Origin of the sequence: Rhizobacter sp. OV335 (assembly GCF_900142965.1) — a bacterium.
GTDB lineage: Bacteria > Pseudomonadota > Gammaproteobacteria > Burkholderiales > Burkholderiaceae_C > Rhizobacter.
On sequence record NZ_FRCQ01000006.1, the window covers coordinates 171307 to 196021 of the forward strand.

A 24715-nucleotide genomic window follows, 5' to 3' on the forward strand; every position below is an offset into this window, starting at 1 on the left:
GTCGTCAAGTCATTCGGAAAAGTCGGCCCGGCCCTCGGCCCCGGGATGGAAGCGCAGCGCCGGCACCCGGCTGGCGGCCCAGGCGGCCAGCACGCACACGGCGGCGGCACAGCCGAAGGCGACCTCGAACGCGACGCGCAGGTCTTGCTGCGCATGCGGATCCTGGGCCGCGTGCAGCGCATCGCTGCTCCCGATCAACCCGAAGATCAGCGCGCCGAACGCACTCGCGCCGATCGAGGAACCCAGCGTGCGCGCCAACGACATGGTGGCCGCCGCGGCACCCAGCCGTGCGGGGCCGGAGGCCGTCTGCGTCACGATCTGCATCACCGACATCACGCTGCCCAGGCCCAGCCCGGTGGTGAATCCGAGGCCGATCAGGGTGCGCTTGTCGGGCGGCAGCAGCGCCATGCCGAGCAGGCCGGCGGCGGCCAGCAGCAACCCGCCCATCGGGATCGCCGTCGGGCGGCCGGTCCAGACGATCAGCCGCGACGTGAGGGTCGCGCCGCCGACGATGCCGGCCGTCAGCGGCAGCAGCAGCAGGCCGGATTCGGCGGCATCGGCGTGCAGCGACAGCTGCAGGTAGATCGGCAGGTAGAACACCATCGCGAACATCGCCGACGCGAACCCGACGACCGTCAGCACCGCGTAGCGCACCGGCGGCAACCGCATCAGCTCGATCGGCAGGAAGGGCCGCGCGGCCAGGCGTTCGACGCGCAGCAGCACGGCCCACAGCGCGACGATGGCCGCCAGCATCGCCGCGCTGGCGGCCGACACCCATTCGAAGCGGTGCCCGGCCGACGACAGCCAGAACAGGCTCAGCCCCATCGCCAGCGCGAACAGCAACATGCCCTGCACGTCGGGCGGGCCCTTGCGCTCGTGCGGCACGTCGTCGGCGCGCAGCGCATGCAGCCGCCACAGCGCCAGCGCGCACAGCGGCAGGTTGACCAGGAACAGCCAGCGCCAGCTGGCGTGGTGCACCACCAGCCCGCCGATCACCGGCCCGCCGACGCTGGCCAGCGTGAAGACGATCGCGAAATAGCCCTGGCTGCGCGCGCGCCGCTGCGGCGAGACGACCTCGCCGATCAGCGCCTGCGACAGCGTCATCAGCCCGCCGCCGCCCAGCCCCTGCAGCGTGCGCGCGGCGACCAGCCACCACAGGCCGGTCGCCAGGCCGCAGCCCAGCGAGCCGAGCGCGAACACCAGCGTGGCCAGCGACAGCAGCTTGCGCCGCCCGAACTGGTCGCCCAGCTGGCCGTACAAGGGCACGACGATCACCGACGCGAGCAGGTAGGAGACGGCCAGCCAGGAGGTGTCGCGCAGCCCGCCGAATTCGCGGCTGATCACCGGCGTGGCGGTGGCGAGCAGGGTCTGGTCGACGGCCGCGAGGAACATCGGCAGCATCACCGCGCCGAACAGGCGGCGGAAGCGGCGGCGCCCCTCGGCGATCCGTTCGGTGGCGACCTGATCGGTGGCTGCCGTGGGCGATGCGGTGTCAGTCATGGACGAACCTGGCCTTGAGGATGGCCAGACCCTGCATCACGACCGCCAGTTCCGCCGGCGTGGCGCCGGACAAGGTCTTCGCGAGGTCGGTGCGGGCGCCGCGGCGGATGCCGTCCAGCAGCGACTTGCCTTCGGCGCTCAGCCGCAGCTCGGTGCGACGGCGGTCGGCCTGCGCGATGGCGGGCGAGACGTAGTTGGCGCGCACCAGCCGGTCGACCATCGACGACGCGGTGGCCAACGTGACGCCGAGGAAGCCGGCAACGTCGCTGATCGAGCAGGCGGCGTGCCGGCCGATGAAGCCCAGGCAGCGGAATTGCGGCACCGACAGGCCGACATCCAGGTTGCCACGCATGCCCATGCGGATGGCGTTCATCACGTCGGGCACGACGCTCAGCACCTCGGCGGCGACGCGGCTGGCGTCGGGCGCGGGGCTGGTCGGTTCGGGCTTGGCTGGAGGTCTGGCAAGAGAGGCCACGGCGGGGCGCTGCCTTCGCAGGACTGGATGAGATGCTTAGCCTATCAAAGCATTTCGACGAGTTTATTGCGGGTCGGTAAACCAACCGCCAGCCGCCGCGAGGATTTCACGGCGTCGGCAAGAAATCAGTGCTTGCCGGTCGAGCCGAAGCCCCCTGCCCCGCGGTCGGAGGTGCCGAATTCGTCCACCACCCGGAAGCTCGCCTGCACCACCGGCACGATCACCAGCTGCGCGATGCGCTCCATCGGCGCGATCGTGAAGGCCGCCTGGCCGCGGTTCCAGCAGCTCACCATCAGCTGGCCCTGGTAGTCGGAATCGATCAGCCCGACCAGGTTGCCGAGCACGATGCCGTGCTTGTGGCCCAGCCCGGAGCGCGGCAGGATGATCGCCGCCAGCCCCGGATCGGCGACGTGGATCGCGAGGCCGGTCGGGATCAGCTGCGTCTGGCCGGGCTCGAGCACCAGCGGCGCGTCGAGGCAGGCGCGCAGGTCGAGGCCGGCGCTGCCGGGGGTCGCGTACGCGGGCAGTTGCTCGGCCATGCGCGGGTCGAGCACCTTCAGGTCGATCGGGGTCATGCGGTTCGGGGAGTGGAATTGGAAGAGGACAGCCGCGCCGCGATCTCGTCCACCAGCGTGCGCGCGAGCGTCAGCTTGTCGGCATGCGGCAGCTGGCGCTCGCCCTGGGCGTCGACCAGCAGCAGCGCGTTGTCGTCACGTCCAAAGGTTGCCGGCCCCAGGTTGCCGACGATCAGCGGCACGTTCTTGCGCTGCAGCTTCTCGCGGGCGTGCTTGGACAGGTCGTGGCTCTCGGCCGCGAAGCCGACGCAGAACGGCCGGTCGGGCAGCTTCGCGACGGCGGCCAGGATGTCGGCGTTCTCGGTCAGCTCGAAGGTCGGCGCGACCTTGCTGCCGTTCTTCTTGATCTTGTGGTCCGACAGCGAGGCCGGCCGCCAGTCGGCCACCGCCGCGGTCGCGACGAACACGCCGTGCTGCGCCGCCAGCGGCAGCACCGCGTCGAACATCTGCTGCGCGGTCTGCACGTCGATGCGGCGCACGCCGCGCGGCGTCGGCAGGTGCACCGGGCCGGCCACCAGCGTCACCTCGGCACCGGCCTCGTGCGCCGCGCGGGCGATCGCGAAACCCATCTTGCCGCTGGAGCGGTTGGTGATGCCGCGCACCGGATCGATCGGCTCGAAGGTCGGCCCGGCGGTGATCAGCAGGCGCTGGCCGCGCAGCCGCTTCGGCGCGAAGAACGAGACCACGTCCTCCAGCAGCTCCAGCGGTTCGAGCATGCGGCCGTCGCCGATCTCGCCACAGGCCTGGTCGCCGTTGCCCGGGCCGAGCACGGTGGCGCCATCGGCGCGCAACTGGGCGATGTTGCGCTGCGTCGCCGGGTGCGCCCACATCTCGCGGTTCATCGCCGGCGCCACCAGCAGCGGGCAGTTGGCGATCGGCCGCGCCAGGCACAGCAGGCTCAGCAGGTCGTCGGCCCGGCCCTGCACCAGCCGGGCGATGAAATCGGCGCTGGCCGGCGCGATCAGCACCGCATCGGCCTCGCGCGTCAGGTTGATGTGGGCCATGTTGTTGGCCTCGCGCGCGTCCCACTGGCTGGTGAACACCGGCCGGGTCGACAGCGCCTGCATCGTGACCGGCGTGATGAACTGCTCGGCGGCCTCGGTCATCACGACCTGCACCGACGCGCCGGCCTTCACCAGTGCGCGCGTCAGCTCGGCGGCCTTGTAGCAGGCGATGCCGCCGGTCAGGCCGAGCACGATGCGCTTGCCTTGCAGGTCAGTGGAGGATGCAGTGCTCACAGCGGCGTCCAGAAGCGTGACATGTCGGACAGGTTGAACAGCACGCGCACCGCCTTGCCATACACCTCGGAATGCGGCAGGAAGCCCCAGCGGCGGGAGTCTTCGGAGTTGTCGCGGTTGTCGCCCAGCATCATGTACTGGCCCTCGGGCACCGTGCAGTGCCAGGCGCCGCGGCGCTCGTTGACGCACTGCCGGCCGAGGTCGGGCTGCTGCAGGTCGACCGCCATGCTGCCCAGCACGAACGGGTTGACCTTGATCAGGTGCTCGCGCCCGGGCAGCGACTCTTTCTGCAGCCACTGGCCGCGGTCTTCCTCGCGCACGCCGGCCTCGCTGCCGTCGCTGACCGGCTCGACCTCGAACGGCGCGCCGTTGATGCTGACCGCGCCGTCCTGGAAGCGCACCACGTCGCCCGGCATGCCGATCAGCCGCTTCACGTAGAACTCGGAGACGTTGCGCGGGAAGCGGAACACGACGACATCGCCGCGCTGCGGCTTGCCGAACTCGATCGCGGTGTTGGTGAACGGCAGGCGCGGGCCGTACGCCAGGTGATTGACGAGCAGGTAGTCGCCGACCCGCAAGGTCGGCTCCATCGAGCCGGACGGCACCTTCGGCCAGTCGGCCACCGCGACGCGGCAGGTGAACATCAGCGCCACCACGAAGAACAGCTCGGCACCGAAGCTGACCCACAGCGGCTTGCGCGTCGGCGCGGGCGTGCGCGCGAGGCGCCGGCGCCACGCAAACCAGCAGGCGCCGGTGGCCAGGCTCAGCAGGCAAAGCACTTCGTTGATGGAAAAACCGATCTGCATCGAGGGCGCTTTCCGGGTGGGTGTTCGGGGGCTTGACTGGAAATGGGCCCGGCCGGGATTATGGCCGCGCCGCGCGGCCCCTTCGGCGCCAGATTCCTACACCTCGACGGCTGTAAGTCCTACGACCTTGGGTCGACAACGTTTATCGGCATCCGGCAAGATGCCCCCCACCCCGAGGAGACCCTGCATGGACCCGTTGCTGGCTTTGCGCACCACCGCCCGAGATACTGCCCGAGACACCCCCCGCGATACCGCCCCCGCCGACCCGGGCCGCCGCCCGTCGCTGGTCGGCCTGCCCGGCCGCACGGCACCGTTGCAGCCGCAGTTCATGCAGAACAAGCTGCCGCCCGAGACCGCCACGCTGGCCGAGGTGACAGCCGGGCTGCTGAAGGCGCGGGCCGAGGTCGCGCCCAAGTATTTCTACGACAGCCTGGGCTCGCACCTGTTCGAGGCGATCACCGAGCTGCCCGAGTACTACCCGACCCGCACCGAGGCCGCGATCTTCGACCTGCATGCCGGCGAGATGGCCGACGCGATCGGCCGCGGGATGACGCTGATCGACCTGGGCGCCGGCAACTGCGCGAAGGCGGTGCGGCTGTTCCCGGAGTTCAAGCCGTCGCGCTATGTCGCGATCGACATCTCGGTCGACTTCCTGCGCGAGGCGCTGGCCGGCGTGCAGCGCGCGCACCCGGCGCTGAACGTCACCGGCCTCGGCATGGACTTCGCGAATGCGCTGGTGCTGCCGAACGAGCTGCTGCGCGACCGGCCGGTGTTCTTCTACCCCGGATCGAGCATCGGCAATTTCACGCCCCAGCAGGCCTCGCGGCTGCTGGCCGGCGCCCGCGAGCAGGCGCGCGGCGGCGGCATGCTGATCGGCATCGACCTGGTGAAGCCGGCGCACCTGCTGGAAGCTGCCTACGACGATGCGCTCGGCGTCACCGCGGCGTTCAACCGCAACCTGCTGCCGCACCTGAACCGGCGCATCGGCACCGATTTCCAGCTGCCCGACTGGCAGCACGTGGCGCGTTTCGACACCGGGCTGTCGCGCATCGAGATGCACCTGCAGGCGGTGCGCGAGCTGGACGTGCGCTGGGCCGGGCACACCCGGCACTTCGCGGCCGGCGAACGCATCCACACCGAGAGTTCGTACAAGTACACGCTGGCGAGCTTCGAAGCGCTGCTGCGCGAATCGGGCTTCCGCCAGATGCGGCACTGGACCGATCCGCAGGGGTGGTTCGCGGTGTTCTGGGCACAGGGCTGAGCGCGCCGCACCTGTTCTGTCCATTCAACTGGCAGAAATCGGTGCGTCCAGTTGCCTTGAGCTCCCGGCCGGCAGTTGCAACATGGACAAAGGTGCTTTGGCGTTGTCAAGCCGAGGCGACCGCAGGCAGCGACGCGGCTCTCCGTATCGTCGCCGAGATCGAGCAATCGATCCATGAACTCAAGCTCGATCTGGCTGACAGGCCCGGAGTGGCGAGTTGCACCATCGGGCCGTTGCTGAGCGACGACCCCATGATGTACCCAAGTTGGCGTGGGGAGGGCTTCTGCATGGCTGACGATTTGCGATGTCCCGGGCGAGGATATGCGGTGCCAACGAAGTCTGTTCAACAGATTGGTCGCCGAAAAGCGGACGCTGCCGATGCATGCCGGGGCGCTTCGAATCGGTCGCCGGCATTCGGAAATCGGGAGTCGAGTGGTTGGCGATGACAAGCAGCGCTCATACCCCTGTGCAGGGCCACCACTGTAAAATTCCAGCGTCGAGAAAGGGCCGGATCGGTAAGTTGGTAAGCCCGATCCCTTCCGCAAGGAAGAACCTGTTCAGCTCCGGCGAGAACCCGCGACAAGCCCGTGGTGCGCTTTGCGCCACTGCGCTTGTTCGTGCACGGTTCCATCGATTGCCCGCGACCGAAGAAGCGCTTCTGAAAAGGGAAGTGTCATGCCTACCATCGTTGCTGACGACAAGGTCGTCACACAGATCAACGTCTTCACCACCACACCGGATCACCAGCAAGCGCTGATCGATCTCCTCAAGGAAGCCGCGCACGCCGTGCGGGACGTACCGGGCTGGCGATCGGCCAGCATCCGTCGAGAGCGAGACGGCACACGCGTCGTCAACTATGCGCAGTGCGACAGCTTTGACGCCTGGAAACTAGTCTTCGAAAAGCTGCAGGACGAGGGTTTTATCGCCCGCAACAAGGCGCTCGGAACTGCGTCGCCCGGCCTGTACGAAGTCGTGTTTACCTTGGTCAAGACGTAGCAAGTCGATCGAGCTGCATGAGGATTTGCTTGAGCCACATGCGCTGGCGTTTGCCGACACAACTTCACCAATGGTCGGCAAACGCCTTTCTCAAAGTGCCCTGGGGTCCGACTGCAAGTGGCCGACCACGGGTGGTCAAGTTCGACTGGTGCCTGAGCCGGTTGCGGGTGGTATGTCGGTGCTCACCGGCTTTCAACCTACGCTCTGGTACGGCACCAACTCCCATAGGCGCTTGGGCATAGGTTTCACACGTGGCAACTCGAGGCAACCATAGCTCGACAGCAACCCCAAGCGACGGCGCCAGTTGTGAATGTAGAACGCGACTCGGAAGCGAGGCAGCAACGGCGCCTTCGGCGGCGGCTGGCCCGAGAGCACGGCGCTGCCGTCATCGGTGAGGTACGTCTCCTGCCAAGCACACTGCGACCAGCCTTCGCGCACCCCGGGATCGAATTGCACAAAGTCGCCCACGTCAAACCTGGAATCGACGTTCTCCGCCAGGACCTCGACAAGAACAGCCATCGCCAGCGAACTCTCAAACTCCTCCCAGATTTCCTGCCTGTCGGCTTCAGTGTGCGCCCTCGGAACTTCACGCCGACATCGGGTGAGGAAATCAATGGTCTCCTGTGAGTAATTCGCCGGGTCCCGCTCAGCAACCCGACGTTCGACGAAGCGCTCGTATTCAGCGCGGTTTTGCACCGGCGAGTACAGGCCGAAGGCTGTCAGTCGGGGGGGTGAGGACCTGTGTCTCATGCCGCCCAATTCTGCCCGTGGATGGCGGCTCGCCCCGTATTCCTCTGGCAGGAACGTTCGCACCACCCCTGCTGATCCAGTGGGTTGGAACTGTTTTCGAAAAACCAAAGCGAAGAGCCTGACTGCAGGACTACGGCGTCGCGTCGGCCCGCAGGTTCAGTGAGCGCACGTAGGCGACGATGTCGCGCATCTGCTCCTCGGTCAGCTCGGCGCCCCACGGCGGCATGAACGGCGAGCGGCCCAGCGCCTGCCCACCCATCTTGACGATCAGGCCGAGGTAGGCGTCGTTCTTGTCGGTGGTGCGCAGGTTGGCCGGCCGTGGGTCGTACAGCCGGGCGGCGCGGCCATTGCCGTCGGCGTTGATGCCGTGGCAGGTGACGCAGTAGTTCGCGAACACCAGCCCGCCGCGGAACACCGCCGCCTCGCGGCTGTCGCGCGGCAAGGGCTCGGCGCGCACGCCCCCGGCCCAGCTCAGCAGGCACGCGACGATCAGCCCGCCGATCCACAGCGCGCGGCTGTCGTGGGGCTTCACTTGCCGACCTCGATCACCATGCGCATGTCCGGGTGGACCGCGCACTCGACCTCGACGGTGCCGGGCTTGTCGAGCGTCACCGTCTTCGAGCCGCCCTGCCCGAACGAGCCGAGGTCGAAGCTCTTCGCATCGGACAGCGAGAACACGTTGTGCGCGAACGGGTCCTCGTTGACGAACTTCACGGTGTCGCCGACCTTCACCTGCAGCTTCTTGACGGAGAAGGCCTTGCCCTTCTGCGCCAGCACATGCTCGGCGGCAGCGGCCGGCAGGCTGGCCAACACGACGGCGCCGGCCACGAGGAGAGGATGGAACTGCATGAAACTGCTCCTGGACATCAGTTGGCCGGCAAGGTCGGCAGCGTGAACGGCTTGGCCGGCGTGGTCAGCGCCTCCATGAAGGCAACGATGTCGCGCATCTCGTCGTTCGACAGCGACAGCGGCTTGACGCTCGCCGACAGGTTGGTGCGAACCTCGCCGCCACGGTTGTAGTGCGCCACCACGTCGAGCAGCGTCCTGGCCGACCCGTCATGGAAGTACGGTGCGGTCAGCGCCACGTCGCGCAGCGTCGGCGTCTTGAACGCGCCTTTCAGCGACGCCACCGGCTTGATCGCGAAGCGGCCGACGTCCGGGTTTTCCTGGCCCCACGACACGAGGCCGATGTTGTGGAAACCGTTGTCGGTGAAGTTCGGCGCCTGGTGGCAAGCGGCGCAATTGCCCTTGGCCGGATCGGCGAACAGCCGGAAGCCGTTCACCTGGCGGGCCGTCATGGCCTGGCGATCGCCCCGCAGCCAGCGGTCGAACGGGGAGTCGTTGCTGACCACCGTGCGCTCGAAGGCCGCGATCGCCTTCGAGGTCGTCGTCTTGTCGATCGCCTCGCCCGGGTAGGCCGCGGCGAAGGCGGCCTGGTAGCTCGGGTTGACGGCCAGCCAGGCGAACAGCGCGTCGAGGTTCATCGCCATCTCGTCCATCGACTCCATCGGCCCCATCGCCTGGTGCTCGAGCGTCGCGCGGCGGCCGTCCCACATCTGGATGGTGTTGTAGCCGCTGTTGACGATGGTCGGCGACGCCCGGCCCAGCACCTTGCTGCGGAATCCCTTGGCGGTGCCCAGGCCGTCCGACCAGCCGTACAGCGGGCTGTGGCAACCGGCGCACGACAGGTTGCGCTCTGACGAGAGGCGGGCATCGAAGAACAGCATCTTGCCCAGCTCGATGCGGGCGGCGGTCGGCGCGTTGTCGCCGGGGTGCGGCGGCGCGTCGGGCAGCAACCACTGCCGGTCCTGCGGCGTCGCCACCTGCGGGTCGTCGACCGCCTCGGCAGCGCTCCAACCCAGGCTCGACAGACACAGGGCCAGGGCCCACGGACGCATCCAGTTCATGGTGAATTCCTTTCTTTTGAGCAAGAACAAGCGACGGAAATGTGAACCGGTTTTCGTCGCCGTGCGCGCCAAACGGACCCCTGCTTTGTCAACAACTGCCAACTGGCCGGTCAGGGCGGCAGCGGTTCCATCAGTTGTCATTCGTTGACAAATGAAGCGTTCACCAAAACGCTGAGGGCGGCGATATTTGTCAACAGTCGGCAACACAAACGTTCCGACACGTGACCCTCTGGAACAGAAAGCAGTACCCATGTCATCCGCGACACCCGCCACCGCCGACGGCCTGCCAGCGTCCGTCCGCCCTGCCGAGCAGCGCGCTGTGTCGAGGAACGCCGGGCCGCCCGGCGGGCCATGGGAGTTCTTCCGCTACCACGGCATCTGGGCACCCGGGGTCCGCCTGTTCCGCCACCTGTCCTTCAACGCCAAGGCCTTGATGATCTCGGCGGTGTTCATGGTGCCGATCACGATGCTGGGCACCGTCTACCTGCGTGACATGGCGGCCGCGTCGGTCGCCACCGAGCGCGAGCTGCAAGGCCTGCGCTACCTGCAGGATGCGCTGCCGCTGGTGCGCTTCACGCAGGCCCAGCGCCAGCGCGCGATGCAGGCGGCCGGGCTCGCTGCCGCGAGCAGCTGGCCGAAGGACCAGGCGGACTATCGGCAGCTCCACGGACGGCTGCAGGCCACGCACCGGTCGATGGGCGAGGTCTTCGACACGGCCGCGCCGTTCCAGGCCGTGGCGGCCGACTTGCCGGCCGCACCGCCGCGCGGGGCGGACGCGACCGACCTGTACGAACGCTACACGCAGCTGGTCGCCGACCAGCAGGCGCTGGTGCGGGTGGTGATGGAGCAGTCCAGCCTGTCCCAGGACCCCGACCTGACGACCGGCCGGATCGTGGCCGGTGCCGTGGCCGCCGTTCCCGAGCTGGCCGACCGGATCGGGCAGGCCTTGTCGCTGGGCGAGCAGATCCTGGCGGTCGGCGAGATTTCCGCGCCGCAGCAACGGTTGCTGTCCGATGCGCTGCCGGTGATGGAATACCTGGAGGCCCAGGTGTCCGATCACCTCGACAAGGCCTTCAAGCTGAGCGAGCCGCTGCGCGCCGAGCTCGGGCTCGACAAGGGCATGCCGGCCGCTGCCGAGCTGCGCGGGCTCTCGCGCCGCTACCTGCTGGGCAGCACCGTGAAGGGCGACGCGGCCCGCTTCAAGGCCGCCGGCACGCGCGCGTTCGAGGGCTACTGGACGCTGAACGGGCAGGCGCTGTCCGCCACCGAGCGGCTGCTCCAGCAGCGGCTGCACGACACGGGCGTGCGCCGCAACACCGTGGTCTCGATGCTGGCGGGCAGCCTGCTGCTCGCCGCCTACCTGTTCTGGTCGTTCCGCCAGGCCACGCAAGGCGGACTCGAGGTGGTGGCCCGTCACATGGCGCGCATGCAGCACGGCGACCTGACCGGCTCGCCGACGGCCTGGGGGCGTGACGAGGCGGCCCGGTTGATCGTCGCGGCGAAGGCGCTGCAGCGGTCGTTCTCCGGCATCGTCGGCGACGTGCGCCAGGTGAGCGGCCAGGTGCTCGACGCGAGCGCCAGCCTGGACGGCCACGCCCGCCAGCTGGTGGCCGGCAACGAGGCATCGCGCGGCCACATGCAGCAGTGCACCACCGCGATGCAGCGCATCTCGCACGCCGCGGGGCACACCCGCACGGTGGTCGACACGGCGGCCCGGCTGTGCGACGCGAACGTGCAGGCCGCGCACGCCGGCCAGCACGCGGTGCGCAGCCAGGTGCAGACGATGACCGAGCTGCGCGAGCTGTCGACCACGATCGCCGACGTGACCCGCGTCGTCGACACGATCGCCTTCCAGACCAACCTGCTGGCGCTGAACGCGGCCGTCGAGGCGGCCCGCGCGGGCCACGCCGGCAAGGGCTTCGCGGTGGTGGCGGCCGAGGTGCGCACGCTGGCCGATCGCTCGGCGTCGGCCGCGCGCGAGATCCGCGGCCTGATCGACACCAACGTGCAGCGGGTCGAGAGCAGCACGCGCATCAGCAGCGATGCGAGCCTGAAGATGAACGAGCTGGTCGCCAATGCGCAGCAGCTGACCGGTCTGCTCGGATCGATCTCGAACGCCGCCGACGAGCAGAACCGCTGCATCGGCAACGTCGACGCCGCGCTGGTGTCGCTGGAACAAGGTGCGCAGCAGAGCACCGACCGGATCGACCGGACGGCCGAGGCGGTGCGCTCGCTGCGCGCCTCGTCGGACGCACTGCGCTCGCATGTCGAAACCTTCCGCATCGACGATGCCCGCGTCACCGATGCCACCGCAGGAGCCACACCGTGAGCGCCATGACATTGCAAGAGACGCCGCTGCCCCAGGCACCGCCGCACGATGCGGACGACGCACCGCCCGGCGCGGCGCAGACCATCCTGGTGGTCGACGACCTGCCGGCGAACCTGGAGGCCGCCGCGCGCTTCCTGACGCACCACGGCTACCGTGTCGCCGTCGCCCAGGACGGCGAGGACGCGATCGAGCGCGCCGCGCTGGTCCACCCCGACCTGATCCTGCTCGACGTGATGATGCCGGGGCTGGACGGCTTCGAGACCTGCCGCCGGCTGAAGGCCGCCCCGGCGTCGAGCCACATCCCGGTGATCTTCATGACGGCGCTGGCCGAGACGCCCGACAAGCTCACCGGCTTCTCGGTCGGCGCGGTCGACTACGTGACCAAGCCGCTCGATGTCGCGGAAGTCATCGCCCGCATGCGGCTGCACCTGACCTTGCACCAGCTGCAGCGCCGCGTCGAGGCGCGCAACGCCAGCCTGCGCGAGGAGATCGCGGCGCACGAGCGCACGCAGGCCGCGTTGCGGCGCTCGAACACCGAGCTGGAGCAGCTGGCGTACGTGGCCTCGCACGACCTGCAGGAGCCGTTGCGGATGATCGCGAGCTACCTGCAACTGGTCGAGGAGCGCTACCAGGACCGGCTCGACGACGACGGCCGCGAGTTCATCGGCTATGCGGTGGACGGCGCGAAACGGCTGCAGAAGCTCATCAACGACCTGCTGCACTATTCGCGCCTCGTCAGCAAGGAGCGGCCGCTGCAGCAGACGCCGTGCACCGAGGTGCTCGAGCTGGCGCTGCGCAACCTGCACGTCGCCGTCCAGGAGAGCCAGGCGGTCGTGACGCACGACGAACTGCCGCTGGTGGCGGCCGACCAGACGCAGCTGGTGCAGCTGTTCCAGAACCTGATCGGCAATGCGATCAAGTTCCGCAGCGGTCCGGGTCCGAAGGTGCACGTGGGCGTGCGGCAGGACGGCGACGACTGGCATTTCACCGTCAGCGACGACGGCATCGGCATCGCGCCGGCCCACTTCGAGCGGGTCTTCGTGCTGTTCCAGCGGCTGCACAGCCGCTCGCGCTACGACGGCACCGGCATCGGGCTCACGCTGTGCAAGAAGATCGTCGAGCGCCACGGCGGGCGCATCTGGGTGAGCTCGCTGCCAGGCGAAGGAACGACCTTCCATTTCACGATCTCGCCGCACGCCGGCGGTCTGGTCCAGCCGTGAGGCGTCGGACCCGGCGAGGCGGGCTTCCCCATGGCAAGATGGCCCCCTCCGATGGCCCTCGATGCCGCCTTGCCGGGACGCCCGCTGAACCACGCCACCCTCTTCGACGCCACGGCGCAGGCCCTGCGGCGCGGCTTGATTGCCGTGCTGTGCTGCCTGCCGCTGGGCGGCGCGACGGCCCAGGTCGACGCCGCCCGCATCGACGTGATCCGGGTGGCCTTCACACTGAACTTCGCGCGCTACACCGGCTGGCCTGAAGGCGCTCCCACCGATTCGTTCCGGCTCTGCGTGTCGGCCGGCGATTCGCTGTACGAGGCGTTCGCCACGGCCGACAACACGCTGGTGCGCGGCCGGCCCGTGCGGCTGCGCCGCATCGTCCCCGGTGCGGCCGACGTCTCGCGCTGCGACCTGCTGTACCTGTCGGGCACGACGGAGAACCGCAGCGGGCTGCTGCAGTCCGTCGCGTCGCTGCCGGTGCTGACCGTCGGCGACGACCCGCTGTTCCTGAACAGCGGCGGAACGATCCGGCTGTTCACCGGCGACCAGCGCATGCAGTTCGACATCAACCTGGCGCAGGCCGAGCGCGCCCGGCTGGTGCTGTCGCCGCAACTGCTGCGGCTCGCCCGCTCCGTCAGCCAAGACAAGACGCCGTGATGCAACGACTGCGTATCACCTCGAGACACTGGCTCGTCCAGGCCACGCGCTGGTTCGGCCGCCAGCACGTGCCGCTGCGCCGCAAGACGGTGCTGGTGCTCGCGGTGAGCCTCTCCTGCGGGCTGCTGGCGCTCGGCAGCTGGCAGGTCGGGCGGCAGATCGCCGAACAGCAGCTGGCCGCGCGCGTGCAGATGCAGGCGCTCGCCGCAGTGATGGCCGAAGGCACGGCCGCGGCGCTGGCGTTCGGCAACGCGGCGGCGGCCAGCGAGACGCTGTCGGCGCTGCGCGGCCAGACCGCCGCCCACCGCGCCGATCTGTACGACGCACGCGGGCGCCTGTTCGCCTCATATGCGGCATCGCAGCCGCTGCCCGATGCCGACGGCATGGCGATGACCGTCTCGCTGGACGTCATGCTGGATGGCGTGCGCACCGGCGAGCTGCGCCTGTTCGGCGTCGCACCGACGGCCGTGTCGCAATGGCAGCGGCAGTCGCTTCCGCTGCTCAGCGCGCTCGGCGCCTCGCTCGCGATCGGGCTGATTTTCGCGACCGTGCTGCTGCATGCGAGCCTGTCGCAGATCGAGGACCTGGCGCGCGTGGCGCGCGACATCCACCAGGGCCTGCCGCCGCGCCGCGTGCTGCGGCGCAGCCGCGACGAGCTGGGCGAACTCGTCGATCAATTCAACGCGATGCTGGGGCAATTGCAGCTCAACCAGACCAACCTCGAGCTCACGGTGCGCGAGCGCACCGCCGAGCTGCGCTCCGCCAAGGAATCGGCCGAGGTGGCCAACCGGGCCAAGAGCAGTTTCCTGGCCAACATGAGCCACGAACTGCGCACGCCGCTGAACGCGATCATGAGCTACGCGCAGCTGTTCCAGATCGATCCGCGGCTCGACAAGGAGCAGCTGCAGGGCGTGCGCACCATCCAGCAGAGCGCGGAGCACCTGCTGCTGCTGATCAACGACCTGCTCGACCTCTCGCGCATCGAAGCCGGCCGCCTCGAACTCTTTCCCGAGCCGGTGATGCTGAAGACCTTCCTCGGCGCCATCACCGACATCATCCGGATCCGGGTCCAGGAAAAGGAGTTGACGTTCCGCTTCGAGGACCACAGCAGCGACAGCCTCGCCGTCTCCGTCGACAGCACGCGGCTGCGCCAGATCCTGCTGAACCTGCTCAGCAACGCGGTCAAGTTCACCGAGGCCGGCGAAGTCGGGCTGGTGATCCACGAGGCGCATCGCAGCATGCGCGAGGTTCGGCTGCGCTTCGAGGTCCACGACACCGGCATCGGCATCGACCCGGACAAGCTCGGCGCCATCTTCCGGCCCTTCGAGCAGGCCGCCGACGTGCAGCGCCGCTTCGGCGGCACCGGGCTGGGTCTCGCGATCAGCCGCCAGCTGGTGGCCCTGATGGGCAGCGACATCATCGTCAGCAGCCGGGTCGGGCACGGCAGCCATTTCTGCTTCGAACTCGACCTGCCGCTCGAACAGACCGCCCTCACGACGACGGCCGCCACCGACCGCCTGGCGCAGACCATCGCCGGCTACCGCGGCCCGCCGCGCAAGCTGCTGGTCATCGACGACACCGAAGCCAACCGCCGGCCGCTGATCACGTTCCTGAGCGCCAAGGGGTTCGAGATGCTCGAAGCGCCGGACGGCTCCGCCGGCCTGCAGGTCGCGCTGGAACACCGGCCCGACCTCATCCTGATGGACAGCGTGATGCCGGTGATGGACGGTTTCGAGACCACCCGGCGCATCCGCGAAATGCCGATGCTGCGCGACGTGCGCATCATCGCGATCTCGGCGAGTGCCTCGGCCTCGGACCATCAGCACACGCTGGATGTCGGCGCCGATGCCTTCCTGCCCAAGCCGTTCACCCTGACGGCGCTGATCAACTCGATCGGCCGCCTGCTGCAGCTGGAGTGGCTGGAAACGGACTCCGCGCAGCGTGCCTTGCCGGAAGAAGCGACCGGCGATGCGGCAACCGACCAGGTGCCCGATCGCGCGCAGCTCGAGCTGCTGCTGCAGCTGGCCCAGTTCGGCAACATGCAGGATCTCGCCACGCAGGCCGCCGAGCTGGCGGCCAGCTCGCCGTCGTGCCGCTCCTTCGCGCTGCGCCTGCAGCGGCTGGCAGAGCAGTTCCAGTCCAAGGCGGCGTTGCAGCTGGTGCGTGGCGCGATGCGCGACGACACCTGAGACGCCCGCCGCGGGCGGTCGCGCCGCCCCAGCCAAAACGACACCGGTCACTTGTCAATTGTTGACAAAGGGCTCATCGAGCTCGCGGTCAAATCGATCGATAGTTCAACCTGACCCTTGTGCATTTTCAGTGACCGATGGCAGTTGGCATTTGTTGACTTTGACCTGCGGCAGACGCGGCATTCGTCCATATCCAAACGCAGCTGCAATCGAGATCATGACGGCACCCAAGACAGCAACCTGACAGGTCACTGAACCCCAGCGACCGTCTCACCGAACGGGAAAGACCATGGATTTTTCTCCGAACCCCTTGACCAGCATGCCGACGCTGCTGCCCGCGACATTGCTGCTCCTGCCCACACTGATCGCCGTGTGGTGGCAGGCACGCCGGTGCTTCGATCGGCGGCTGTCCTTGCTGAGGCGCCAGTTCGACGCCCAGCGCGCCGCCACCAGCGAATTCCTCCAGCACGCGAACAGCCAGATCGATCTGCTGCAAAGCGAACTCGCGTTGGCCCGACGCCGCGAAGATATTCTTCGCGCGCGGCAAGCCAGCAAGTCGCACGACTCATCGACGCTGCGTAACAAGAGTGCCGGACCTGCCATCACCTTGCTGTCGGTACTGCGCGAGCAAGCCACAGGCACATCGCACAAGCGTTCAGAGACAAGCGGCGCAGGTTGTGCAGACAAGATGCACGAACCACCCATGCTGCCTGCACATGGCAGTTTCAACATCGGCATCAGGACTCAAGCAGCCTGAGCCCACAAGTTGGCGCCGCCGCAAGGTGGCACCACACCAGATCCAGGGACCGGACTCTCATCTTTTCAACATCGAGGCAGGTATGACCAGCAGTAGTGGAATAGCAAGGATTCTGATCGTCGATGACCACGAGATCGTCAGAGACGCCGTGAGCCTGTTGCTGAACAAGCTCGAGCGGCCGGTGATCACGTTGGCCGCAGGCGATTTCCAGACGGCACGCAACATCCTTTCGAACGAAACCGTCGACCTGGTGCTGCTCGGCATCTCGTCACCCATCGGCCCCAGCCTGAACGGCGTGGTGTTCCTGCGAAGGTTGCCGGCGTGCCCGCCGATCGCGGTGTTCTCGACGCACACCACCCGCCGCTTCGTGTCGAGCGCCGTGGCCGTGGGCGTCTCGGGCTTCATTCCCAAGTCGCGGTCGGCCGTCGACATCCTGCAGGCGGTGACCTCCCTGCTGGGCGGCAACAAGTACATGCCTTCCGACGACGAGATGACGCACGTCGCCGGCACCTCGGAGATCGAGGCCAGCGAGCAGACCTACGCCGAAGAGAATCTTGCCGCCGCCTACGACCTCGCGCCCCGCGAAGCGGCCGTTCTGAAATGCGTCTGCCAGGGCATGCCCAACAAGCGCATCTCGACCGAGCTGAACATTTCACCGAACACGGTGCGCAACTACCTGTCGCGCATCTTCAAGGTGATGAACGTTCGCAACCGGACCGAGGCGGTCGCTCGCACGCAGAACATCCTGCGCTAGACGTGCCCGGGTTCTACGCCGATGGTGCCGCGTTGGCCTCCTGAATCCACGCCAGGTTCAGCAGCGCGCCCATCTGGTCCATCAGGGCTTGCAAGTTGATCGGCTTCGTCAGGAACGCATTGGCGCCGGCCGACAGGCTTCGCTCCTTGTCATCGATCGACGCGCTCGCCGAAATCGCGATCACCGGCACCTGAGTTCGCCTCCCGCGCAGGCGCTCCAGGGTTTCAAGGCCGCCGACATGGGGCATCAGGATGTCGAGCAGGATCAGGTCCGGCATGCTGCTGTCCAGCTGCAACAAGGCCTCTGCGCCGCCGCCGGCCTCGCACAGTTCGAAGCCGAGGCTGTCCAGCATGTCGAGCAGCAAGGCGCGGTTGGTCGCCACGTCGTCCACCACCATGATCTTGCGGCGCGGCCCGGCATAGCCCGTCACGCTGCCGCGGTCCGATTCGGGCGCAGGCGTTCCTTCATCCGCTGCAGCGTCCAGCACCAGGTCGAACCAGAATCGCGTGCCTTCGCCCTTGGCGCTCTGCACGTGGATCTCGCTGCCCATCAGGCGCACGAACTGCCGGCTGATGGCGAGACCCAGGCCGGTGCCGCGATTGCGATCTTCGAGCCCTCCCACCTGCTCGAACGGCTGGAACAGCCGTGACAGCTGCGCTGTATCCATGCCGGAGCCGGTGTCCTGCACTTCGAAGCGCAGCGCGTGCGGCCCGCTCGGCCCCACCCGCAGTGTCACCGCACCGCGCTCGGTGAACTTGACGGCGTTGTCGAGCAGGTTCAGCAGCACCTGCCGCAGGCGCTTCTCGTCTGCGCGCAACGTCGCCGGAAGGCCGGCCGACAGGTCGGCCCCCAGTTGCAAGGCAGGCTTCTGCCTCGCCCGGACCCCCATCAGCTCGACCAAGCCGTCGAGGTAGCGAGGGAGATCGAACACCGCCGGGCACAGCTCGAACTTGCCGGCCTCGATCTTCGCCAGGTCGAGGATGTCGTTGATCAGGGTCAGCAGGTGTTCGCCGCTCTGGCGGATGGCGTTCACGCCCGCCTGCTGCCGCTGGGTCAGGTTCTTGTCGCGCTGCAGCAGCTGCGCAAAGCCCAGCACGCCATTCAGCGGGGTCCGCAGGTCGTGGCTCATCGCCGCGAGGAACGCGCTCTTGGCCCGGTTGGCCACTTCCGCGCGATCGCGGGCGACCACCAGTTCGGCGGTGTGGGCCTGGACCAGTTCCTCGGCCTGGCGCCGCCCGATCGCATAGCGGATCGCCCGCGACAGCAGGTCGGCGGTGACCTCGCCCTTGACGAGGTAGTCCTGGGCGCCGGACTGGATCGCCTCCAGCGCGACCGCCTCGTCGGTGAGTCCGCTCATCACCACCAGCGCCGGCACCTTCACCGGCTGCGCCAGCAACTGGCGCATCGTGTCGAGACCCCAGGTCCCGGGAAGGCCGAGATCGAGCAGCAGCACGTCGAAGTGCTGCTCCGCCAGCGACTGCACGCCGGCATCCAGGCTTTCGCACCACGTCAGCGTGAACTCGTCGGTGCGCGACTGCGAGAGCATGTGCCTGATCAAGCGCGCATCGCCGGCGCTGTCCTCGATCAGCAACACGCGGCGCAGGCCGTTCACGCCGCGCTCCCCCGCCCGACCAGGCTCACCGTCTGCAGCCAGAAGCGCTCGATGTTGCGAATGACCTGGTTGAACTCGTGCAGGTCGGCCGGCTTGCTGATGAAGCAGTTCGCCTGCAGGTCATAGGCGTGGGAGACATCGTCGTCCGACTGCGACGTGCTCAGCACGATCACCGGGATCGACCGCAGCGATGCGTCGGACTTGATGGCTGTGAGGACATCGCGGCCACCCATCAGGGGCAGGTTCAGGTCGAGCAGGATGAGGTCGGGCCGGGGTGCCGCTTCGTAAGGGGCGTCGCGGCGCAGGAACTGCATCGCGCAGAGGCCGTCCTCGGCATGGTGCAGGCGCAGGTCATGTCCGGTGCGGCGCAGTGCTTCGCGCGTCAGGCGGACATCGCCCGGATTGTCTTCGACCATCAGAACATCGATGGCCCTGAACGCGCGCTGCAACAACATCGCCGCACCTCCGGATGCGAACGACTATACCCGTCACGACTCTCGAAAACATCCCCCTGAAGCCGATGGGCTCCGAGGGGGAAACCCTCGAACGCGCCGCCTCAGCGATCGGCGCGCAGCGTGCTGGCGGTGCCCACCGTCGTGGTGTTGCCCAGCAGGAAGATGGAGTACACCTTCCCGGTCGTCAGGGTCTGGTCCTTCAGCTGCCACAGCAGGCTCGCGCCGTTGCTGGCGGCGAGGTCGGCCAGCCCGGCGCTGGCGGCCACCGTGGCCGGCAACGAAGCCGCGCCGAATGCGACGTCGTCGCCGATCACCTCGCTGTCGAGCGTCGCGTTCGCGCTGCCGGTCAACCCGTTGACGCCGTTGACCAGCCGCAGCTTGACGGGCTCCGACGCACTGGTCGACGGCGTGTTGTCGTCGGTGATCACCGAGACCTGGGGCGCGCTCACGTCGCCGGTCACGAGCAGGGTCAGGTCGCCACCCGACGGTGCGGTCGCGGCACCGACGTTCACGGCCGCACCGTTGACCGTGACGGCCAGGGCGCCGGCCGTCACCAGACGGTAGCCACCGACCGTGCCCGGCGAAGAATTGCTGGCAACGGTCGTGCCGTTGACCGCGACGTTGACCATGTCGGTCGACACCAGGGTGTTGGCGACCACGCGCACACGGGTCGACAGGTTGGCGCTCGGGGTCACGGCCCCCTGTTGGCTGACGACCAGTCCGTTCACCAGCATCCCGCCGCTGCTGCGGGTCAGCACGAGCGTGGCGACCTGCTTGTCGCCGAGCGTCAGCGCCGGGATGTCGAGCCTCACGTCGTTCTTGCCGCCGGCAGCGGTCACGCACACGTGGTACGACCCGGCACCGAACGCGGTGTAGCCGGTCGGTGCCGTCGCCGAGGTCGAGGTCGACAGCCCACTGGCAGCGGCAATGGCGGTGGCGCCCAGCGCATTGCATGCGACATGGCCGACATACACATCGAGATTGCCGGCCTCGAGGCCGGCGGTGTTCATGAAGCGCAGCTTGGCCTGGCCCGAATTCGGCTCGCCTTCATCTTCCGTCAGGTAGCTGACCTGCAGTGACGCGCCGCTTGCATAGGCCAGCAGCGCGTAGTGGGAGCCCGCCGACACCGAGCCTCCGATACTGGCCGCTACGGTGCCGGAACCGCTCTGCGCGATCTTGAAGGTGTAGCTGTCTTTGTCGAGGTGGGCGTAACCGCTGCTGGTCCCGGCAGCCACGCCGTAGACCATGCCGTCGTCGTCGCGGGAGGCGTCGAGCAGCGCAAAATCGGTGGTGGCATTGATCAGGCGCACGGACCCCTCGTCCTCATCGCTGTTGCCGCCACAGGCATGCAGCAGCGGAAGCACGAGGGCGGCGATCAACAGGGCACGGGTCGGGCTTTTCACGGGTCAGGATCCTCGAAATGGGTCGGACGATTATGCGTGCAGGTCTGCAAGCGCCGGATGTCGCTCGTATGCTTGTGTGTGACTCGCAGTGCACCACTGTTGCAGATGCAACTCGAGCAGCTGCGGGTCGTTGACGGTGCGCACCGTCTGGTAGGCCTCTTCAGCCTCGGGATGGCGACGGCGCAGGTAGTTCAACCACTGTTTGAGCCGACCGGCACGGTGGCGCGGCTCGACATGTCCGCACACCAGCTGCCAGAAATGCATCATCAGCGGCAGCAGCTGCACCCAGCCGAGCGACGTGCCCGGCCGGGCGATCGCGCGTGCCAGGCCCGGGTCCGCCACCATGCCGCGGCCGATCATCAGCGCATCGCAGCCCGACACCTCGCGGCAGCGCTGCGCATCACCCACCGACCAGACCTCGCCGTTCGCGATCACCGGAATGGCCACGGCTTCACGCACGGCATGCACCCGCTCCCAGTAGGCCGGCGGCCGGTAGCCGTGCGCCTTGGTGCGGGCATGCACGACCAGTTCGGCCGCGCCGGCGCCTGCGATGGCCTGCGCGCACTCCACGGCCCGCAGGTCGTCGTCGAAGCCGAGGCGCATCTTGGCCGTCACCGGCATCGCCATCGGCACCGCGCGCCGAACCGCCGCGACGATGCGCCCCAGCAGCTCCGGGTCCTGCAGCAGCGCGGCCCCACCCCCATGCCGGTTCACGATCTTCGCGGGGCACCCGAAGTTGAGATCGATGCCGGCCGGGCCCAGTGAAGCCAGACGCGCGGCGTTCTCGGCCAGGCAAACCGGATCGGAGCCGAGCAGTTGCGCGCTGACCGGCACGCCGCTCGGCGTGCACCCGCCGTGGCGCAGCTCCGGAACGATGCGCAGGAAGACACGCTCCGGCAACAAGGTGCCGGTGACGCGGATGAACTCGGAGACGCAACGGTCGATGCCGCCGACGCGCGTGAGCACGTCACGCAGCGTGAAGTCGAGCAACCCTTCCATCGGGGCAAGCAGGATGGTCATCGGATCGGGATGGACAGGCAATCCACGAGTGTACGTATGTCCAGAAATGAAGCGACCGGGCGGCGCCGGCGCACGGCGGACTGCCGACCGGGCGGCCCCAGCCGCATACTGCGTGCCGAGGGAGACAACCCATGGCACCACATCGCATGTCGGCCGACGTCCCGGGCCTGGGCACTCCCGGCGAGGCCCGGCCGATCCCGCCGCTGGACGCCGCCCACGCGGAGCACGTCGCAGCCGAACTGCTGCGCATGGTGCTGCTCCACACGCGGGCCGGCACGCTGCTGGCGACGGCGTTCGCGGTGCTGCTGGCGATCTACTGGTCGGGCTCGACCCCGGTCGACTGGGTGCGCGGATGGATGGTCGCCAAGCTGGCCGTGTCGGCGTTGCGGATCTTCTCGGCCCACAAGCATGCGCGCGCCGGCCTGCCGGCCACCCGTCGCTGGCGTCAACTGACCTACGGGCTGCTCGCCCTCGACGGTGCGATCTGGGGCGTGGCCGGCCTGTGGTTGATGCACCAGCCGGTGCAGGTGTCGTCCTTCGTCGCCGCGGCGCTGGCCTGCGTGACCTGCGTGGCCACGTTCGGCCTGCAGGCGCGGCTGCTGGCCACGGCAGCCTATGTGGGACCGATCATGGTGCCGACCGCACTCGGGCTGGCGCTGCGGGCCGACCAGGTCGGCGTGGTCGGCAGCCTCGGGCTGATGATGATGCTGGGGCTGCAGCTGCTCACGGCACGCGGGGCCGAGCAACGGCTCACCGCCAGCATCCTGCTGCGGCTCGAGGCCCAGGCGCTGGCCCACGAGAAAGCGGCCGCGCTCGAGCTCGCGCAACGCCAGATCGAGGTCAAGACCCAGTTCCTGGCCAACATCAGCCATGAGCTGCGCACGCCGCTGCACGGCATCCTGGGTGTCGCGCGGCTGCTTCACCTCGAGGCGGCCGAGCCGGCCGTGCAGCATCGCCTGGAGTTGATCGAGTCATCGGGCACCCACCTGCTGCGGCTGATCAACGACCTGATCGACGTCTCGCGCATCGAGACGGGCCATTTCCCGATCCGGCACGAAGTGTTCGACATCGTCACGCAAGCCGGGCTGGTGGCCGACGTGTTCGCGCTGCGCGCCACCGACAAGGGCCTCGACTTCTTGATGACGCATGCGTTTCCACGCCCGAGCTGGGTGGTGGGTGACGCCGCGCGGTTCAGGCAGGTGCTGCACAACCTGCTGGGCAACGCCATCAAGTTCACCGAGAAGGGCCGGGTGGAAATCAACCTGAGGCGCGGAAGCACGCCCGACATGGTCGAGGTCGAAGTGATCGACACCGGCCCCGGCATCGCGCCGGCCGACCAGGACCGCCTGTTCGAGGTGCCCTCGGCGCCGGACTCCGAGGCCAGTCCCGCTTCGCGCAACCATGGCGGCCTGGGCCTCCTCATCGCCCGCGAGCTGGCCGAAGCGATGGGCGGCTCGCTCAGGGTGCACAGCAAGACCGGTGTCGGCTCGCAGTTCCTGTTCAGCGCCCAGCTTCCAGCCGCCGCCGCACCCGACGAGGCGGCAGACGGCGCGGCGCCCGCAACGCCGGTCATCGATCTGCGGCGGGTGCTGGTCGCCGAGGACGACGACGTTTCCGCGCTGATCGTCTGTGCCTACCTCAAGCAGCAAGGACTGGCCCACGAGCGCGTTGGCAATGGGCACGATGCCGTCGGGCGGGCGCTGCGCGAATCGCAGCGACCCGACCTCGTGCTGATGGACTGCCAGATGCCGACGATGGACGGGCAGACCGCCACCCGCGAAATCCGGGCGCAGGAGCAGACGCTGGGCCTGACCCGGGTTCCGATCATCGCGATCACGGCGACTTCGACCGACGAGGACCGGCGCGCCTGCGCCGATGCCGGCATGGACGACCTGCTCGCCAAGCCCTTCAACCGCCAGGAATTGATGCAGGTCCTGGCGCAATGGGGCGGCGCGCTGCCCTCATCGGATGTCATGCTGCCTGACGAACCTCACCGTGAAGAGGCGGCATGGATTCTCTCGGGAACAGGTGCACGTCCGGGTGGAAGGTCTCGATCATGAACGGGTAGAGCCCGTGGCCCGAGGCCAGCCAGGTCCGCTCGGCGGCCACGACGTCGAAGGCCAGGATGCGGTGCGGCAGGTTGCCGGCATGCACCAGCGGCACGCGATCATCAGGCCCCAGCACATCGGTGAAGCCCAGCCCCTGGTAGATCCTGATCAGCGCATTGCTGCGCGCACCGATCACCATCCAGCGCACCTGGCTCGCCAGGCAGTACAAGTAGGCGGCCTTCATCAGCATCAGCCGGGTCTGCGGATCGGCGCCGGGCATCACGGCCAGCCGCGTGAGTTCGGCGCGAGGCTCGTCGGCCAGCCACCTCGGCAGGATCACGCTGCCTTCCAGCTGCAGCGGTAGCGCGACGTTGCGCTGGATGCGGGTGGTTCCGGTGGCCGCGCCGGTGGCCTTGTCACGACACAGCAGGATCGCCGTGCCGCGCAGGCCATCCGTGGCATCGGGCGCGGCCAGGGTTTCCTGCATCTGCGGCACGTGGTGGCCATAGGCGTGAGCCCGGACGCCGCATACATCACGCAGGTCAGCAGCCGTCGCGGCAAGTGAAACGCTGAAGGTAAGGGTGCTTGTCGTCATGGTAGGAACAGGCAGTTGAGATACCGCCTGTGTGGCGTGGCACATCGCCACGTACCCACCCTATAGAGAGGGACTCTCTGCACGTCCGCCGAATAAGACACGACCCAACACCGGTCGTAAGACTGTGTTCCAAGTGCGTCGCAGTGCAGCGAGGTTCGGGGCCCGACCCGC

General features: G+C 68.3%; 23 protein-coding genes. 9 read left to right on the plus strand and 14 right to left on the minus strand.

The features are described from left to right. Positions 1 to 9: 9 nt before the first annotated feature. From BUE42_RS08975 to lepB, 5 genes are all read right to left on the minus strand, one after another. The gene (locus tag BUE42_RS08975; protein WP_083613995.1) at positions 10 to 1500 is read right to left on the minus strand and encodes an MFS transporter; all 1491 of its coding nucleotides are present in this window, start codon (positions 1498 to 1500) and stop codon (positions 10 to 12) included. Continuing rightward, on the minus strand, positions 1493 to 1975 hold the full coding sequence (locus tag BUE42_RS08980; RefSeq protein WP_143171392.1) for a MarR family winged helix-turn-helix transcriptional regulator: 483 nt from the start codon (positions 1973 to 1975) through the stop codon (positions 1493 to 1495). Before BUE42_RS08980 ends, BUE42_RS08975 begins: the two co-directional genes overlap by 8 nt. A 125-nt stretch (positions 1976 to 2100) precedes the next feature. Further along, on the minus strand, positions 2101 to 2550 hold the full coding sequence (dut, locus tag BUE42_RS08985) for a dUTP diphosphatase (RefSeq protein ID WP_073464406.1): 450 nt from the start codon (positions 2548 to 2550) through the stop codon (positions 2101 to 2103). Beyond that, a complete protein-coding gene (gene coaBC, locus BUE42_RS08990) occupies positions 2547 to 3788 on the minus strand; it encodes a bifunctional phosphopantothenoylcysteine decarboxylase/phosphopantothenate--cysteine ligase CoaBC (protein ID WP_073464409.1) in 1242 nt (413 codons plus the stop codon). The genes dut and coaBC overlap by 4 nt, the downstream gene beginning before the upstream one ends. Further along, the gene (gene lepB, locus BUE42_RS08995; RefSeq protein ID WP_083613997.1) at positions 3785 to 4594 is read right to left on the minus strand and encodes a signal peptidase I; all 810 of its coding nucleotides are present in this window, start codon (positions 4592 to 4594) and stop codon (positions 3785 to 3787) included. Before lepB ends, coaBC begins: the two co-directional genes overlap by 4 nt. Positions 4595 to 4781: 187 nt before the next feature. Between lepB and egtD the strand changes: the two genes are divergently transcribed. Together egtD and BUE42_RS09005 are read left to right on the plus strand one after the other, a co-directional pair. Beyond that, the gene (gene egtD / locus BUE42_RS09000; protein WP_235002209.1) at positions 4782 to 5855 is read left to right on the plus strand and encodes an L-histidine N(alpha)-methyltransferase; all 1074 of its coding nucleotides are present in this window, start codon (positions 4782 to 4784) and stop codon (positions 5853 to 5855) included. 675 nt (positions 5856 to 6530) lie between these two features. Further along, entirely contained in the window at positions 6531 to 6851 is a 321-nt protein-coding gene (locus BUE42_RS09005) for an antibiotic biosynthesis monooxygenase family protein (RefSeq protein ID WP_073464411.1), read from the plus strand. 192 nt (positions 6852 to 7043) lie between these two features. On the opposite strand, the gene BUE42_RS09010 is transcribed toward BUE42_RS09005, so the two are convergent. The 4 genes from BUE42_RS09010 to BUE42_RS09025 form a co-directional block, all read right to left on the minus strand. Then, positions 7044 to 7601, minus strand: coding sequence for a hypothetical protein (locus BUE42_RS09010; RefSeq protein ID WP_073464413.1), 558 nt, complete (start codon positions 7599 to 7601; stop codon positions 7044 to 7046). Between the two features lie 130 nt (positions 7602 to 7731). After that, positions 7732 to 8133 (minus strand): c-type cytochrome, encoded by a 402-nt coding sequence (locus tag BUE42_RS09015; protein WP_200798926.1) that lies wholly within the window; start codon positions 8131 to 8133, stop codon positions 7732 to 7734. Continuing rightward, positions 8130 to 8450 carry a cupredoxin domain-containing protein gene (locus BUE42_RS09020; RefSeq protein WP_073464577.1) on the minus strand — a complete coding sequence of 107 codons (321 nt, stop codon included), beginning with the start codon at positions 8448 to 8450 and terminating at the stop codon, positions 8130 to 8132. Before BUE42_RS09020 ends, BUE42_RS09015 begins: the two co-directional genes overlap by 4 nt. Before the next feature lie 17 nt (positions 8451 to 8467). Continuing rightward, positions 8468 to 9508: a cytochrome-c peroxidase gene (locus BUE42_RS09025; RefSeq protein ID WP_073464415.1), complete on the minus strand. Its 1041-nt coding sequence runs from the start codon at positions 9506 to 9508 to the stop codon at positions 8468 to 8470. Positions 9509 to 9758: 250 nt separating this feature from the next. On the opposite strand from BUE42_RS09025, the gene BUE42_RS09030 reads away from it, so the two are divergent. The 6 genes from BUE42_RS09030 to BUE42_RS09055 all read left to right on the plus strand — a co-directional run bounded on the left by BUE42_RS09030 (position 9759) and on the right by BUE42_RS09055 (position 17411). Continuing rightward, positions 9759 to 11837 (plus strand): methyl-accepting chemotaxis protein, encoded by a 2079-nt coding sequence (locus tag BUE42_RS09030; protein ID WP_073464417.1) that lies wholly within the window; start codon positions 9759 to 9761, stop codon positions 11835 to 11837. Between the two features lie 5 nt (positions 11838 to 11842). After that, positions 11843 to 13057, plus strand: a complete 1215-nt coding sequence (locus BUE42_RS09035; RefSeq protein WP_073464419.1) for a sensor histidine kinase — start codon at positions 11843 to 11845, stop codon at positions 13055 to 13057. A 51-nt stretch (positions 13058 to 13108) separates the two neighbouring features. Further along, on the plus strand, positions 13109 to 13711 hold the full coding sequence (locus tag BUE42_RS09040) for a YfiR family protein (protein ID WP_073464421.1): 603 nt from the start codon (positions 13109 to 13111) through the stop codon (positions 13709 to 13711). Beyond that, complete coding sequence (locus tag BUE42_RS09045) at positions 13711 to 15900, plus strand: ATP-binding protein (RefSeq protein WP_083613999.1); 2190 nt, start codon at positions 13711 to 13713, stop codon at positions 15898 to 15900. Before BUE42_RS09040 ends, BUE42_RS09045 begins: the two co-directional genes overlap by 1 nt. Positions 15901 to 16189: 289 nt before the next feature. Next, complete coding sequence (locus BUE42_RS32045; protein ID WP_143171393.1) at positions 16190 to 16657, plus strand: hypothetical protein; 468 nt, start codon at positions 16190 to 16192, stop codon at positions 16655 to 16657. Positions 16658 to 16739: 82 nt separating this feature from the next. Beyond that, a complete protein-coding gene (locus tag BUE42_RS09055; protein ID WP_073464426.1) occupies positions 16740 to 17411 on the plus strand; it encodes a response regulator transcription factor in 672 nt (223 codons plus the stop codon). 13 nt (positions 17412 to 17424) lie between these two features. Here the strand turns inward: BUE42_RS09055 and BUE42_RS09060 are convergent, their stop codons facing one another. From BUE42_RS09060 to BUE42_RS09075, 4 genes are all read right to left on the minus strand, one after another. After that, the gene (locus BUE42_RS09060) at positions 17425 to 19023 is read right to left on the minus strand and encodes a hybrid sensor histidine kinase/response regulator (RefSeq protein WP_073464428.1); all 1599 of its coding nucleotides are present in this window, start codon (positions 19021 to 19023) and stop codon (positions 17425 to 17427) included. After that, positions 19020 to 19478, minus strand: coding sequence for a response regulator (locus BUE42_RS09065; RefSeq protein ID WP_073464431.1), 459 nt, complete (start codon positions 19476 to 19478; stop codon positions 19020 to 19022). The genes BUE42_RS09060 and BUE42_RS09065 overlap by 4 nt, the downstream gene beginning before the upstream one ends. A gap of 101 nt (positions 19479 to 19579) precedes the next feature. Further along, the gene (locus BUE42_RS09070) at positions 19580 to 20881 is read right to left on the minus strand and encodes a DUF4397 domain-containing protein (RefSeq protein WP_083614002.1); all 1302 of its coding nucleotides are present in this window, start codon (positions 20879 to 20881) and stop codon (positions 19580 to 19582) included. Between the two features lie 30 nt (positions 20882 to 20911). Continuing rightward, entirely contained in the window at positions 20912 to 21901 is a 990-nt protein-coding gene (locus tag BUE42_RS09075; RefSeq protein WP_083614003.1) for a tRNA dihydrouridine synthase, read from the minus strand. A 131-nt stretch (positions 21902 to 22032) separates the two neighbouring features. Here BUE42_RS09075 and BUE42_RS09080 point away from each other — a divergent pair, with 131 nt between their 5' ends. After that, entirely contained in the window at positions 22033 to 23961 is a 1929-nt protein-coding gene (locus tag BUE42_RS09080; protein WP_143171395.1) for an ATP-binding protein, read from the plus strand. Here the strand turns inward: BUE42_RS09080 and BUE42_RS09085 are convergent. Continuing rightward, positions 23873 to 24589: a hypothetical protein gene (locus BUE42_RS09085; protein ID WP_235002217.1), complete on the minus strand. Its 717-nt coding sequence runs from the start codon at positions 24587 to 24589 to the stop codon at positions 23873 to 23875. The genes BUE42_RS09080 and BUE42_RS09085 overlap by 89 nt on opposite strands. Positions 24590 to 24715: the final 126 nt, after the last annotated feature.

Excerpts from the sequence above, each read along its gene's own strand:
- BUE42_RS09045 (WP_083613999.1), top strand. The coding sequence starts at position 13,711 with ATGCAACGACTGCGTATCACCTCGAGACACTGGCTCGTCCAGGCCACG.
- BUE42_RS09030 (WP_073464417.1), top strand. The coding sequence starts at position 9,759 with ATGTCATCCGCGACACCCGCCACCGCCGACGGCCTGCCAGCGTCCGTC.
- BUE42_RS09080 (WP_143171395.1), top strand. The coding sequence starts at position 22,033 with ATGGCACCACATCGCATGTCGGCCGACGTCCCGGGCCTGGGCACTCCC.
- BUE42_RS09055 (WP_073464426.1), top strand. The coding sequence starts at position 16,740 with ATGACCAGCAGTAGTGGAATAGCAAGGATTCTGATCGTCGATGACCAC.
- BUE42_RS08975 (WP_083613995.1), bottom strand. The coding sequence starts at position 1,500 with ATGACTGACACCGCATCGCCCACGGCAGCCACCGATCAGGTCGCCACC.
- BUE42_RS09035 (WP_073464419.1), top strand. The coding sequence starts at position 11,843 with ATGACATTGCAAGAGACGCCGCTGCCCCAGGCACCGCCGCACGATGCG.
- BUE42_RS32045 (WP_143171393.1), top strand. The coding sequence starts at position 16,190 with ATGGATTTTTCTCCGAACCCCTTGACCAGCATGCCGACGCTGCTGCCC.
- BUE42_RS09075 (WP_083614003.1), bottom strand. The coding sequence starts at position 21,901 with ATGACCATCCTGCTTGCCCCGATGGAAGGGTTGCTCGACTTCACGCTG.
- BUE42_RS09065 (WP_073464431.1), bottom strand. The coding sequence starts at position 19,478 with ATGTTGTTGCAGCGCGCGTTCAGGGCCATCGATGTTCTGATGGTCGAA.
- lepB (WP_083613997.1), bottom strand. The coding sequence starts at position 4,594 with ATGCAGATCGGTTTTTCCATCAACGAAGTGCTTTGCCTGCTGAGCCTG.
- egtD (WP_235002209.1), top strand. The coding sequence starts at position 4,782 with ATGGACCCGTTGCTGGCTTTGCGCACCACCGCCCGAGATACTGCCCGA.
- BUE42_RS09020 (WP_073464577.1), bottom strand. The coding sequence starts at position 8,450 with ATGCAGTTCCATCCTCTCCTCGTGGCCGGCGCCGTCGTGTTGGCCAGC.
- BUE42_RS09010 (WP_073464413.1), bottom strand. The coding sequence starts at position 7,601 with ATGAGACACAGGTCCTCACCCCCCCGACTGACAGCCTTCGGCCTGTAC.
- dut (WP_073464406.1), bottom strand. The coding sequence starts at position 2,550 with ATGACCCCGATCGACCTGAAGGTGCTCGACCCGCGCATGGCCGAGCAA.
- BUE42_RS09005 (WP_073464411.1), top strand. The coding sequence starts at position 6,531 with ATGCCTACCATCGTTGCTGACGACAAGGTCGTCACACAGATCAACGTC.
- BUE42_RS09025 (WP_073464415.1), bottom strand. The coding sequence starts at position 9,508 with ATGAACTGGATGCGTCCGTGGGCCCTGGCCCTGTGTCTGTCGAGCCTG.
- BUE42_RS09040 (WP_073464421.1), top strand. The coding sequence starts at position 13,109 with ATGGCCCTCGATGCCGCCTTGCCGGGACGCCCGCTGAACCACGCCACC.
- BUE42_RS09085 (WP_235002217.1), bottom strand. The coding sequence starts at position 24,589 with ATGTGCCACGCCACACAGGCGGTATCTCAACTGCCTGTTCCTACCATG.